This window comes from Rhodococcus yunnanensis NBRC 103083 (genome assembly GCF_001895005.1).
Classification (GTDB): Bacteria; Actinomycetota; Actinomycetes; order Mycobacteriales; family Mycobacteriaceae; genus Rhodococcoides; species Rhodococcoides yunnanense.
This window is the reverse complement of the sequence record NZ_BCXH01000006.1, coordinates 25,455-38,348: the sequence shown is the minus strand read 5'-3', so window position 1 is coordinate 38,348 and position 12,894 is coordinate 25,455. Positions and strand designations below refer to the sequence as shown.

Sequence of the window (12,894 nt, the reverse complement as noted above, 5' to 3'; positions counted from 1 at the left end):
CGCGTGCACGGTTCACACGCCGTTGGCGATTGCCGCACCGCGCTCGGCGACTATCGACGTCATGTCGAGTTGCAGCGCTGCATTGACCACTGCACACACCGACGCACTGCCGAATATGCCGACCTCGTCGTAGATCATGGTGGTTCCCATGGCCACACCGTCGGCGCTCGCGTGATTCTGCGCTTCCAGGCCGATGAACTGCCCCTGGGGCAGACGAGCCAATTGCACCGTCAGATCGGCGTTGACGAAACCGATACCCTTGCTGCCCCAGTTCGTCAACATACTCGTCACCTCTGCGGCCGTGACGAGACGAACAAAAGGTGACGACGCCTCGCCCTCCACGAGCGACGCCTGTTGGACCCATACGCGTTTGCGACCGGAGTTCTGATGATCGATCATGCTGTTGGTCCACTGACGCTCACTCGACCAATACCAGCCCTCGCTGTTCGACTCACCGCCATTCGACGCACCGCCATTCGACTCACCGCCGTTCAACGCAGTGCCATTCGACGCACTGCCGAGCGGCGGTCTGGCGTCGTCGGCGAGCGCCGGAGCCCAGATCTCTCCCGGTGGATCCTCGGACAGACGAGCGAAAACCGCGCTGGCGCGGGCGACGACTCTGTCGTCCTGCACGAGAGAGGAATCGACGACCTTGATGCGTCGACCGTCGCGAACGATCTTCGTCTCGGTCGTCACCGGTGCCATTCTGACCGGCCGAAACATATCGACCGTCACACGAGCGGGCCGCCACATCTGGTCCGCTATCTCTCGTTCGAGACTTCGCGCCAGCACTCCACAGACGGCAGGTCCGGAGATGGTCCCCTCGGTCCACGCACCGGCGGCAACGGGGAGCGGGTGCAGTTGCTCACCGACCGCGAAGAAGAACGATGGAAATTTCAATGGTGCCCTCTTCGATCGAAGTGAATGTGCCTTCGACCAACTCATATCACGTCGAACAACCGTCGCGGAGTCCTATCTCCGTCGAATCCGAAATCCGAGTGTCGAGTCCTGAAGGGCAATCGGTGCCGTACTCACAACCAGGTATCGGCCGACGTCGCCGTCAGGAACGCCTCCAGATCGTCGCGCCAGGGCGCAGGGACGGTCTTGTCCGGCTCGATGCCGGTGTACTGCCCCCGGTAGAACAGCAGTGGGCGCTCGCCGGTGATCTCGCCGAGCGAGTGAACCCTTCCTATGACGACGACGTGATCGCCTCCGTCGTGCACACTCTCGACCGTGCAGTCGACATGCGCGAGCGATCCCGCCAGGATCGGCGAGCCCAGCTTCGACGGCTCCCAACCGATTCCGGCGAACTTGTCCGCCTCGCGGGATCCGAAGCGCGCGCACGTCTGCTGTTGCTCCTCACCGAGTACGTTGACGGCGAAGACGCCCGAGTGTTCGATGGCCGCCCACGACCTGGAGCCCTTGCTCGGACAGAACAGCACCAGCGGCGGGTCGAGGGACAGCGCAGCGAAGGACTGGCAGGCGAAACCGATCGGTTTTCCGTCGAGAACCGTCGTCACGATCGTGATCCCGGTGCAGAATTGCCCGAGGACAGTCCTGAACACGCGAGGATCGAGCGTCACTACTTCGTTCCCACCGTGAAGTCGTGCCCCCACAGACTGACTGCGGTACTCTCGCGCGCCACCCAGTTGTCGTCCTCGACCTGCCTTCCCTCGCAGCCGAACTCGATATCGAAGCCGCCCGGTGTCTTCATGTAGAACGAGAGCATCAGATCGTTGACGTGTCGGCCGAGGGTCGCCGACATCGGCACCTTCCTGCGCAGCGCACGGTCGAGTCCCAAGCCGACGTCGTCGGAGTTCTCCACCTCGATCATCAAGTGGACGATGCCGGTCGGCGTCGGCATCGGCAGGAACGCCAGACTGTGATGGCGCGGATTGCACCCGAAGAACCGCAGCCATGCGGGCGGGCCGTCGGCCGGTCTGCCCATCATCTGCGGTGGCAGACGCATCGAGTCGCGGAGTTTGAAACCGAGAACGTCGCGATAGAACTGCAGTGATGCCTGGTCGTCGTCGGTGGAGAGCACCACATGTCCGAGCCCCTGCTCACCGGTGACGAACCGGTGCCCGTACGGACTGACGACGCGCCGGTGTTCCAGTGCCGCACCGTGAAACGCCTCGAGCGTGTTGCCCGACGGGTCCTCGAACACGATCATTTCATCCACGCGGCGGTCCTGCACCTGCTCGGCGGTGCCTTCCTTGTACGGCACACCTGCGTTGTCCAACGCTGTTCGGATCTCCTGCAACTCTGCAGCGTTCGCCGTCTCCCAGCCCGAGACCAGCAGCCTGTCCTTCTCCCCCGGCACGATGACGAGGCGTGCGGGGAAATCGTCCATCCGTAGGTACAGCGCCCCCGGCGTTGCGCCTTTTCCCTCGACCATGCCGAGCACTTTCAGGCCGTATTCGCGCCACGCACCCATGTCGGTTGCTTCGACGCGCATGTACGCGAGTGATCTGATTCCCATGATTCAGCTCCCCTCGGTCAGGAATGCGGCGGTCAGACGATTGAACTCGTCGGCTTTCTCGACCTGAGCCCAGTGCCCGCACTGCCCGAAGACGTGCAACTGCGCACGCGGGATGGTCTTGAGCGCCACCAACGCGCCGTCGATCGGATTGACGCGGTCCTCACGACCCCAGATCAACAGCACACGTTGACGGAGCCTGTACGCCTCGCGCCACAGCATTCCCTTCTCGAAATCGGCGCCGGCGAAGGACTTTCCCATCGCCTTCATCGCCGCAACGGACTCCGGCGTCGACGCCTGCTCGTACCGTTGATCGAGCAGCTCCTCGGTGATGATCGACTGGTCGTAGACCATCACCTTCAGGAAAGCCGCCAACTTCTCCTTCGACGGGCCCGGTGGTGCCGCGAAGTTACCGAGGTTCTTGACGCCCTCGGTCGGGTCGGGCGCAAACAGGTTGATGCTCAACCCTCCGGGACCCATGAGCACCAACCTGTTTGCCCTCTTCGGATAGTCGAGCGCAAAACGCACGGCCGTGCCGCCGCCGAGCGAGTTGCCGAGTAGATGCACCTTCTCGATACCGAGATGGTCGAGTAGATCGTTCAATGCCGAGCTGCTGTGCACGAAGTACTGCGGATGCCGGGTCGGCTTGTCGGACTTCCCGAACCCCGGCTGATCCACACACAGAACGTGAAACCGCTGTGCCAGAACGGGAATGTTCGCCGCGAAGTTGGACCAACCGGATGCCCCTGGGCCACCTCCGTGCAACAACACGATCGTCGTGTCGTTGCCGACGCCCGCCTCGTGATAATGCAACGTCAGGTCTTCGCGAACGCGAGCGAACTTCGACGTGGACTCGTACGTGATCTCCTGCGCCACCGCGGTCATACCATCGTGTCCTTCAACGGGAGACCGAACTCTCCGCCGCCGAACATCTGATAGGCGCGCTCGGGATCGTTGGCAGCATGAACCCGTCCGGCATGCGCATCGCGCCAGAAGCGTTGCAGCGGAGTCTCGTTCTGCAATGCCGTCGCACCTGCACTCTCGAACAACAGATCGATGGAGGCGACGGATCTTCCCGTCGCACGCACTTGATCGCGTCGGGCACGCAGTCGCAGTTCTATCGGAACTTCCTCGCCCGCCTTCAACAGTGCGTACTCGTCGGCGACATTGCCCGAGAGCTGCCGCCACGCCGCATCGATATCGCTGCTCGCCTCCGCGATGCGGACCTTGGCAAACGGGTCGTCCTTGCCCGTCTCCCCGACGAACGCCTTACGCACACGCTTGCCCTGATGTTCCACGTGCGCGGCGTACGCGCCCTCGGCCATACCGACGATCGGCGCCGATATGGTCGTGGGATGAATTGTGCCCCAGGGCATCCTGTACACGGGAGCGGTATTGCGCTCCAGCCCTTCGGCGGTGTGATCGTTCATCTTCTTGAAGCTCAGGACATGGTGCGTCGGAACGAACTTGTCCTCGACCACCACGGTGTTGCTGCCGGTCCCCCTCAGCCCGACGACATTCCACACGTCGTCGATGCGGTAGTCCTCCCGCGGCACGAGGAACGTCACGAAATCGACCGGGCGTCCGTCCTTGATCACGGGCCCGCCCAGCATCGCCCAACTCGCATGATCGCATCCCGACGACCACTGCCATGCCCCGGAGAGGCGATACCCGCCGTCGACGACGGTTCCCGCGCCCATCGGCGCGTACGAGGACGAGATTCGGACGTCGGTGTCCTGCCCCCAGACGTCCTCCTGAGCCTGCTGCGGAAAGAGCGCCAGATGCCAGTTGTGCACCCCGATGATCGAGCTGACCCACCCGGTCGAGCCGCAGGCGCTCGCGATCTTCTTCACCGCGGAGTAGAACAGCACCGGATCTTCCTCGTAGCCGCCCCACTGCGCGGGCTGCAGCAGCCGGAAGAATCCGAGTTCCTGGAGCGACTTGACCGTCTCGTCGGGCAGCCGCCTGAGGTCCTCGGTTTCCTGCGCGCGCTCCCGCAGCGTGGGTAGTAAGGCGTCGAGCCTGTGCATAACCTCGTGAGTCACTTCGTCTGCCCCTGCCTTCCGTGGTTGCCCAGTCAGACTAGAACACGTTACCGCTAGCTGTCGAGAACTCGTTCCACCGCTGTCACTAGCGAATAGCCACCCAATTCTATAACGTGTTCTACTAGTAGCGACGAGATACGTAAGGGGTGCACATGGCCAGAATCCGTGACATCGACGTGGGTGTGACACCGACCCGCTATGCCCGCGGCTGGCACTGTCTCGGACTGACCGAGACCTACACGGACGGCGAACCGCACGCAGTACACGCCTTCGGAACCAAGCTCGTGGTCTTCGCCGATTCCTCGGGCACGATCGTCGTGCTCGACGGGTACTGCCGCCACATGGGCGGGGATCTGACCCAGGGCACGGTCAAGGGCGATTCCATCGCGTGCCCGTTCCACGATTGGCGATGGGGATCGAACGGCAAGTGCACCGAGATTCCCTATGCCCGACGCGTACCGCCGTTGGCTCGTACCCGCACGTGGACGACCCTGGACCGCAACGGGCAGTTGTTCGTCTGGAACGACGCCGAAGGCAACCCGCCACCGGAGAACGTCACGATTCCGCGCATCGACGGGGCCTACAGCGACGACTGGACCGACTGGACGTGGAATTCGATGGTCATCGAGGGTGCGAATTGCCGCGAGATCATCGACAACGTCGTCGACATGGCCCATTTCTTCTACATCCACTATGCGTTCCCGACGTATTTCAAGAACGTCTTCGAGGGGCACATCGCCTCGCAGTACCTCAACACCAAGGGCAGACCGGACATCGGCATGGCCTCGCAGTACGGCGGTGACACGCTGCTGAGGTCCGAGGCGTCGTACTTCGGTCCCTCGTACATGATCAACCCGTTGATCAACATCTACGGTGGCTACGAGGTGCAGAGCGTCCTGATCAACTGCCATTACCCGATCGACCAGAATTCGTTCGTGCTGCAGTGGGGCATCACCGTCAAGAAGCCCGAGGGTATCGACGACAAGACCGCGACGAGACTGGCCGAGAAGTTCACCGAGGGAATCAGTGTCGGATTCCTGCAGGACGTGGAGATCTGGAAGAACAAGACCAAGATCGACAATCCCCTCCTGTGCGAGGAGGACGGGCCGGTGTATCAGCTGCGACGGTGGTACGACCAGTTCTACGTCGACGTCGCCGACGTCACCGAGAAGATGACGGACCGCTTCGAATTCGAGGTCGACACGACCAAGGCCAACGAGGCCTGGCAGCACGAAGTGGAGGAGAACCTGGCCAAACAGGCAGCCGAGAAGACCACCGCGAAAGCCGACGCATGACCCTGCAGTGGGCGAAGGCTCCCGATTTCGCGGACGACCCGGGCCGCGCCCTGGAAATCCACGCCCAGACCGTCAGGGACAAGGACAACTACCTGGATTCACGCCTCGCCCCCGTCGAATGCCGGGCCTGCGGAACCTGTGTGCTGGTGCGCAAGAACAGCTTCAAGCAGACTTCCGTCCAGTGGACCACGCGCCCGGCAGAGACGTGTCCGGTCTTTCGCGAGGCAGGAAGTTCTGCGACGCGTGAGTCCTGCCCGCGTATGCAGGACTCCATCGAGCACGCGGTTCTGGAAGGAATTCTGACAGTCCCCGAATAGCGCTCAGCCCTGAGTGAACGCGGCATCCCGCGTCAGGACGGAGACCATTCGGGCAAGCTCCTCGGTCGCCGCGATCAGGTCGAACGACGAGTCCGTCGTCCATTCGACGAGCAGGCCGTCGATGGCTCCGCCGATGACGATCGCCACTGCCCGTGGGTCGAACTTTCCCAGCACTCCGTTTCTCTGGCCTTCGGCGAGCATGTCCGCCACCGACTGCCAACGCCGCGTAGCGGGTTGGTCACCGGGCGGGCCGACCAGTTCGCCGCTGCCGATCACCTCGCCCATCACCCGTATGTGCCCAGGATTGTCGAAGAAGTACCGGTTCATCGCTCGGATGTACGCCTGGATCTTCGGCAGGCCTTCGGGCTCACCTTCGAGGCGGGCACCGACGTAGTGGGCGAGGTCGCCGTACATCCACCCCATCGTCATCGCTATCAACGTGGGCTTGTTCCCGAAGAGGCCGACGACCGTGGCCTCGGGAACGTCTGCACGCTCGGCGACGGTCGTCAGCGACGCCGACGCGTACCCTGTCTCCGCGATGACGGCCACTGCAGCCGCCACGATCGATGCGTGCGTGTCTTCGTCGTTCGTCACAGTGCTACTCCGCCTTGTACGTACCCAACCCGCATTCGACCCTACAGGCGGCGCACGTTCGCGAGCTCACATCGTGTCTGCGTCGACAGCGTGCCGTGTCCCTCTCGCTGCGTGGGTACCGGCTCGGCGGCCCGAGAAGATGCAGTCCGCAAGCGACAACCCGCTGACGTACGAGTTCGAGCACAGCCCGACCGCCGTGCGTCCTGCCGCGAACAGACCCGCAATGATCTGGCCCGCTGCATCTTTCACTCCGCCGGTCTCCTCGTCCACGACGAGACCTCCGAGCGTGATCATCGGGCACGGATTCATCATCTTCGCGAGCCCGCTGCCTGCCGGAATCCCGGCGTCGTACATCGTGAACGGTGCCCGCACGATCGGTCGTCGAAAATCGTCGTGTTTGCCGAACGGGTCAGCGATTCCCGACGCGATGGCCGCATTGTGTCGCTCGACCGTCTCCCGAAGCTCCCCCGGATCGACTCCCGCGGCCCGTGCGACGTCCTCGACAGTGTTGCCGTGTACCGCAGTTCGCACCAGACCCGCATTCTGGATGCGCTGGAACCACATCGCCTGGTGCGGGAGTTGCTTTCTGGCGTCGCGGGCGAGATCGACGTCGGCGAGCAACCACCCCCGCCCGCCTCCCTTCTCCACGATCGCATGTCCGAGTGCTGCGCCGTACCTGGACTCGTCGACCATCCGCTTTCCTGCGCTGTTCACCAGGAGCGCACCGAGGAACGGCACGGGCGGGACGATGAATCGCCAGGCGGAGATGTTGCCCAGCTTCGCCGTCGCCGCACCGACATCGGTGCCGAGAGTGATACCGCTGCCGTCGTCGCCCGCGGTTCCGAGTGCGATTCCGCCGGTGTACTCGGGCGCGTGCTCGGCCATCATGACGCGATCGGCGACGAATCCGCCTGCACTGAGCACGACGCCTCGCCTGGCTTCGATGCGCACGGTCCGGCTGTACTTCTTCTCGATACGCGCGAGTCTTCGCTCGAGCATGTACCGAAATCGAGGGGCGTAGACACCCGGCTTGGCGGACAGCAGGCCCAGCCGACGATGCCGGCGCCTGACGTGCGCCGGTGCGTTCATCAGACTATGGCATTCGACACCGCGCACCCGGCCGCCCTCCACCACGAGCGAGTACGCCCGTGTCTGCGAAAGCACATGCACGCCTGCGTTCTTCGCCGACGCAGCGAGCGGACCGTAGAGCATCTTGCCCGAGGTGCCCTTCCCCTTCGCCCGGTGCCCCCGCGGCGCAGGCCTGGCGACGTCGCGAAATGCCCCTGCGGCCTCGCTGCCCGAGTAGTAGAGGTAATGACGATTGCTCGGATACGACGTCTTGTACGGGCACAGGCTCGCCTCGAACGGCACCCCGTGCGCCGAGAGCCAGTCGATCATTGCGGCGGCGCCCTCACAGAACCGTCGCAACGTCTCGGCGGAGACGGCGTCGCCGACCTCCTCGCTCAAGTAGCCGTACATGTCGTCGACCGAGTCCACGACGCCCGCCTCCCGCTGTACCGACGTGCCCCCTCCCGCGTACACGACTCCGCCCGACATGACGCTTGCCCCACCACCGGAGTACCGGTCGAGCGCTATCACCTGTGCGCCGGCTTCGGCGGCCTCGATCGCCGCGGCCGCTCCGGCCGCCCCGAACCCGACGACCACGACGTCGGCATGCAGATCCCAGGTCACTGGCATTCCTCCCGAACAAAAATGGAACGTGTTTTGGTTATTCGATGACTTCTCGTCGATTCTTCCTGGCAGAAAGCATGGACTGACGGCCATATCATTCTATAACGTGTTCTACATGAGCGAGCAGGATTACGACATCGTCGTCGTCGGCAGCGGTGCAGGCGGCATGACGGCCGCACTCACCGCGGCACACCGAGGACTGAGCGTCGTCGTACTGGAAAAGGCACCCCACTACGGTGGTTCGACGGCACGTTCCGGCGGTGGAGTGTGGATCCCAGGCAACGAGGCACTGGAGTCCGACGGCGTCGACGACACCCCGGAGGCCGCACGAGAGTATCTACACTCGATCATCGGCGACGTCGTCACGAAGGAACGAATCGACACCTACCTCGAACGTGGGCCGGAGATGCTGAGTTTCGTTCTGCGACACTCGCCGTTGAAGATGCAGTGGGTGCCCGGATATTCGGATTACTACCCCGAGGCGCCTGGCGGCAGGGTCGGCGGACGCTCGGTCGAACCGACCCCGTTCGACGCGTCGTGCCTGGGCCCGGAGATCGACAATCTGGAACCCGATTACGGCAAGGCGCCACTGAACGTCGTGCTGACGCAGGCGGACTACCGCACCATCAATTTGCTGCGGCGCCACCCGAGCGGTCTTGCGCGGGTGCTGCGCGTCGGAATGCGCTGGATGGCAGCAAAACTCACCGGAAAACACCTGCTGGGACGCGGTCAGGCCCTCGCCGCGGCACTGCGCGCGGGGCTGCTCGACGCAGGAGTGCCCGTCCTGCTCGATACACCGATGGTCGACCTCCTGATCGAGGACGGAAGGGTTCGAGGCGTACACACCGACCGCGGAATCTTTCGAGCCGAACTCGGTGTCGTGGTCGCCTCCGGCGGATTCGAACACAACGAGGAGATGCGCAAGAAGTACCAGCGCGAACCGATCGGGACGGGCTGGACTGTCGGTGCGAAGGCCAACACCGGCGACGGGATCCTTGCTGGCCAGAAGCTCGGCGCCGCAGTGGATCTGATGGACGATGCCTGGTGGGGTCCCTCCATCCCACTGACCGGTGGCCCATGGTTCTGCATAGCCGAGCGCACACTGCCCGGCGGAATCATGGTCAACGCGTCGGGCAGGCGGTTTCTCAACGAGGCAGCGCCGTATGTCGAAGCGGTGCACCGAATGTACGGCGGCGAATACGGAATCGGCGACGGCCCCGGGGAGAACATTCCGACGTGGATGATCATCGACCAGCGCTACCGCGACCGTTACATCTTCGCCGGGCTGCAACCCAAGAAGCCGTTCCCGTCGCGCTGGATGAAAGCTGGAGTGGTCGTCAAGGCCGAGACCATCTCCGAACTGGCCGAGAAGACCGGCCTCCCCGTCGCCGAGCTGACCGCAACCGTGCAGCGGTTCAACGGTTTTGCGCGCAGCGGAGTCGACGAGGACTTCGGCCGCGGCAACAGTGGGTACGACAAGTACTACGGCGATCCGACCAACAAGCCCAACCCGAGCCTCGGTGTACTGGACAAGCCGCCCTACTACGCGGTCAAGATGGTGCCCGGCGATCTCGGAACCAAGGGCGGGCTCGTCACCGACGCCGATGCCCGCGTACTGCGGCAGGACGGAAGCGTCGTCGACGGGTTGTACGCCGTCGGCAACGCCAGCGCCCCGGTGATGGGCCACACGTACGCGGGCCCCGGAGCGACCATCGGTCCGGCCATGACGTTCGGATACCTCGCAGTCCTCGACATGGCGAGCAGGGCACTGCGGTGATAGATCCGTCGGCTGCGATCGGCGCCGAGCTCGCCGCGCAGGAGTTCGAGTGGACCCCGCGCGACGTCCAGACCTACAACCTGGCACTCGGCGCGGGCGGTGAGCCGAGCAATCCCCGGGAACTGCGCTACCTCGACGACACCGAGCCCGTCGTGCTTCCGACGTTCGCGACCGTCGCGCCCACGTTTCACGCGACCGAGGCCCCGCGAGTGCAGTTCCCCGGCGTCGACATCGACCTGGCGAAGGTGGTGCACGGCACCCAGCAGGTCACGGTGTCGAGCCCGATACCCCCCGCGGGACGGGCTCGCACGATCACGTGGATCACCGACGTCTGGGACAAGGGCAACGCCGCGGTCATCGTCCAGGAGTCGAGAACGACCGCACCGGACGGTACCGAACTGTGGCGGACTCGGTCGTCGATGTTCGCGCGCGGCGAAGGCGGATTCGGCGGCGAACGCGGACAAACGACGAGAGTTCCACTGCCCGAACGGCCGGCCGACGCCGAGACGACCATCGCTCTTCTGCCGCAGCAGGCCCTGCTGTACCGCATGTGCGGAGACCGCAATCCGTTGCATTCGGACCCCGAGTTCGCAACCTCTGCAGGGTTTTCCGCACCGATTCAGCACGGGTTGTGCACCTATGGGATGGTCTGCAAGGCCGTCACCGACACTATGTTGGACGGCGACGTCGAGTCCGTTCGGAGCTTCGAAGCCCGGTTCGCCGGAGTCGTCTATCCGGGTGAGAGTTTGCTCTGCCGCATCTGGGCCGAGGACGACCGACTCGTCGTCGGTGTCTTCGTCCGCGACCGACACGACGCCCCCGCACTTGCCGACGTAGTACTGACCACCCGTTGAATCGACCGATCGGACCGACAAACCATGCCCGAGCTCAATCGTCGTCAGTTCATCGCCGCAGGCGCAGGCGCACTGGCAGTCACCTCGGTGCTGCGCCCGGTGCCTGCGGGCGCTGCGCCGTTCGGCAGTTCCGACACCACGATCCCGGCACCACCGAACTTCCCCGCCGGCATCCCGCTGTATCAGCAGCGGTATCAGAATTGGTCGAAGGAGATCATCCTCGACGCCATCTGGACGTGCTCACCGGTGACACCCGATGACGTCGTCCGGCTGGCGAACTGGGCACACGAGAACTCGTATCGCATCCGTCCCCGCGGCGCGATGCACGGGTGGACGCCGTTGACGATCGTCAACGGCGAGAACATCGACCGTGTCGTACTCGTCGACACCATGGTCCACCTGAACGGCATCAGCGTGGATCCGTCGACCTCTACCGTCACGGCAGGCGCAGGCGCAACCATCGAAGCGATGCTTGCGCAACTCGAGGACAACGGACTCGGCTGGGTCAGTGTTCCTGCCCCTGGAGTGTTGTCCGTCGCGGGCGCACTCGCCGTGGACGCCCACGGCGCCGCGATTCCCGCTGCGGGCGAAACACCGGTTGCAGGAACGACATACGGATCACTGAGCAATCTCGTCACGTCGTTGACCGCGGTGGTGTGGAACGGGAGCGCCTACGCTCTGCGGACGTTCGACCGATCCGAACCCGAGATCACCCCACTGCTCACCCATCTCGGCCGCGCCTTCCTCACCTCGGTGACGATGCAGGCGGGCGCGAACAGCCGCATGCGCTGTCAGAGCTACACCGACATCGGTTGGCGTGAGATGTTCGGCGCCACAGGAGCACCCGGCCGCACCTTCGAGAGCTACCTCGGCCGCACCGGCCGCGTCGAGGCGATCTGGTATCCGTTCACCGAGAACCCGTGGCTCAAGGTCTGGTCGATCTGCCCCGACAAACCTGTGACGGCCAGAGAGGTCACCGGTCCGTACAACTACGCGTTCTCCGACAACCTGCCGGAGGTCGCGTCCGATCTCATCGGGCAGCTGACCGCTGGAAACACCTTCATCGCACCGGCATTCGGGCAGGTCTTCTACGGCACGACGGTTGCGGGCCTGGCCGCGACGGCCTCATCCGATCTGTGGGGATGGGCCAAGGACCTCCAGTTCTACATCAAGCCGAGCACCCTGCTGCTCACCGAAGGCGGTGGGGCAGTGATCACGAACCGCGCCGACGTCGCCCAGGTGATCCACGACTTCACCCAATGGTTCTCCGAGCGTGTGGCGTACTACCAGTCGATCGGCCAGTTTCCCATCAACGGCCCCGTCGAGATCCGATGCTGCGGAATGGACGCCGCGGCCGACGTTCTGGTCGATTCGGCCGGACCTCCGACGATATCGGCGATGCGTCCACGTCCCGACCATCCGGAATGGGACACGGCGGTGTGGCTCAATGTTCTCGGTGTACCGGGGACACCCGGGATGTTCGCGTTCTATCGCGAGATGGAGCAGTGGATGCGCTCGCACTACACCGGCACCACGGCCACCTTTCGTCCGGAATGGTCCAAGGGCTGGGCGTTCAGCACCGAACTGCCGTACAAGGACGCCGCGGTCATCGAGGACACTCTCCCGAATACCTACCGCGAGGGCGTCCCGGCGTCGGAGAACTGGGACACAGCGCGCGCCACGTTCGATTCCCTCGATCCGCACCGGATCTACAGCAACACGTTCATCGACCGTCTTCTGCCGTGAGCGAGGGTGGGCCGAATCGCCGTCGCGCAATGAAAGTGACCTGCAGTATCAAGTGTGGAAGGTTGGGTGAGTACCGAGTACCGACAGCACGTGGA

The 12,894-nt window shown here is 64.1% G+C and carries 12 protein-coding genes; 5 read left to right on the top strand and 7 right to left on the bottom strand.

Annotated elements, in window-relative coordinates; all coding sequences use genetic code 11:
* Positions 1 to 12 precede the first annotated feature (12 nt).
* From RY1_RS11955 to hsaA, 5 genes are all read right to left on the bottom strand, one after another.
* Positions 13 to 900, bottom strand: coding sequence for an acyl-CoA thioesterase domain-containing protein (locus RY1_RS11955; RefSeq protein WP_169914665.1), 888 nt, complete (start codon positions 898 to 900; stop codon positions 13 to 15).
* Positions 901 to 1,031: 131 nt separating this feature from the next.
* Positions 1,032 to 1,583, bottom strand: a complete 552-nt coding sequence (gene hsaB / locus RY1_RS11950; RefSeq protein WP_169914663.1) for a 3-hydroxy-9,10-secoandrosta-1,3,5(10)-triene-9,17-dione monooxygenase reductase subunit — start codon at positions 1,581 to 1,583, stop codon at positions 1,032 to 1,034.
* The gene (hsaC, locus tag RY1_RS11945) at positions 1,583 to 2,482 is read right to left on the bottom strand and encodes an iron-dependent extradiol dioxygenase HsaC (RefSeq protein WP_072803802.1); all 900 of its coding nucleotides are present in this window, start codon (positions 2,480 to 2,482) and stop codon (positions 1,583 to 1,585) included. Before hsaC ends, hsaB begins: the two co-directional genes overlap by 1 nt.
* Positions 2,483 to 2,485: 3 nt before the next feature.
* A complete protein-coding gene (hsaD, locus tag RY1_RS11940) occupies positions 2,486 to 3,364 on the bottom strand; it encodes a 4,5:9,10-diseco-3-hydroxy-5,9,17-trioxoandrosta-1(10),2-diene-4-oate hydrolase (protein WP_072803801.1) in 879 nt (292 codons plus the stop codon).
* Positions 3,361 to 4,509, bottom strand: a complete 1,149-nt coding sequence (gene hsaA, locus RY1_RS11935) for a 3-hydroxy-9,10-secoandrosta-1,3,5(10)-triene-9,17-dione monooxygenase oxygenase subunit (protein WP_072803800.1) — start codon at positions 4,507 to 4,509, stop codon at positions 3,361 to 3,363. The genes hsaD and hsaA overlap by 4 nt, the downstream gene beginning before the upstream one ends.
* 167 nt (positions 4,510 to 4,676) lie before the next feature.
* Between hsaA and RY1_RS11930 the strand changes: the two genes are divergently transcribed.
* Together RY1_RS11930 and RY1_RS11925 are read left to right on the top strand one after the other, a co-directional pair.
* Positions 4,677 to 5,819 (top strand): 3-ketosteroid-9-alpha-monooxygenase, oxygenase component, encoded by a 1,143-nt coding sequence (locus tag RY1_RS11930; protein ID WP_072803799.1) that lies wholly within the window; start codon positions 4,677 to 4,679, stop codon positions 5,817 to 5,819.
* Complete coding sequence (locus RY1_RS11925) at positions 5,816 to 6,136, top strand: hypothetical protein (protein WP_072803798.1); 321 nt, start codon at positions 5,816 to 5,818, stop codon at positions 6,134 to 6,136. The genes RY1_RS11930 and RY1_RS11925 overlap by 4 nt, the downstream gene beginning before the upstream one ends.
* Before the next feature lie 3 nt (positions 6,137 to 6,139).
* Here the strand turns inward: RY1_RS11925 and RY1_RS11920 are convergent, their stop codons facing one another.
* Entirely contained in the window at positions 6,140 to 6,730 is a 591-nt protein-coding gene (locus RY1_RS11920; RefSeq protein ID WP_072803797.1) for a TetR/AcrR family transcriptional regulator, read from the bottom strand.
* Between the two features lie 66 nt (positions 6,731 to 6,796).
* On the bottom strand, positions 6,797 to 8,428 hold the full coding sequence (locus tag RY1_RS11915; RefSeq protein WP_072803796.1) for an FAD-binding protein: 1,632 nt from the start codon (positions 8,426 to 8,428) through the stop codon (positions 6,797 to 6,799).
* 109 nt (positions 8,429 to 8,537) lie between these two features.
* Here RY1_RS11915 and kstD point away from each other — a divergent pair, with 109 nt between their 5' ends.
* From kstD to RY1_RS11900, 3 genes are read left to right on the top strand one after another with little or no spacing between them, the layout of a single operon-like run.
* On the top strand, positions 8,538 to 10,199 hold the full coding sequence (kstD, locus tag RY1_RS11910; RefSeq protein ID WP_084727386.1) for a 3-oxosteroid 1-dehydrogenase: 1,662 nt from the start codon (positions 8,538 to 8,540) through the stop codon (positions 10,197 to 10,199).
* Positions 10,196 to 11,053, top strand: coding sequence for an enoyl-CoA hydratase ChsH3 (gene chsH3 / locus RY1_RS11905; protein ID WP_072803794.1), 858 nt, complete (start codon positions 10,196 to 10,198; stop codon positions 11,051 to 11,053). Before kstD ends, chsH3 begins: the two co-directional genes overlap by 4 nt.
* 24 nt (positions 11,054 to 11,077) lie before the next feature.
* Positions 11,078 to 12,799, top strand: a complete 1,722-nt coding sequence (locus RY1_RS11900; protein ID WP_072803793.1) for a cholesterol oxidase substrate-binding domain-containing protein — start codon at positions 11,078 to 11,080, stop codon at positions 12,797 to 12,799.
* The last annotated feature ends 95 nt before the right edge of the window (positions 12,800 to 12,894 follow it).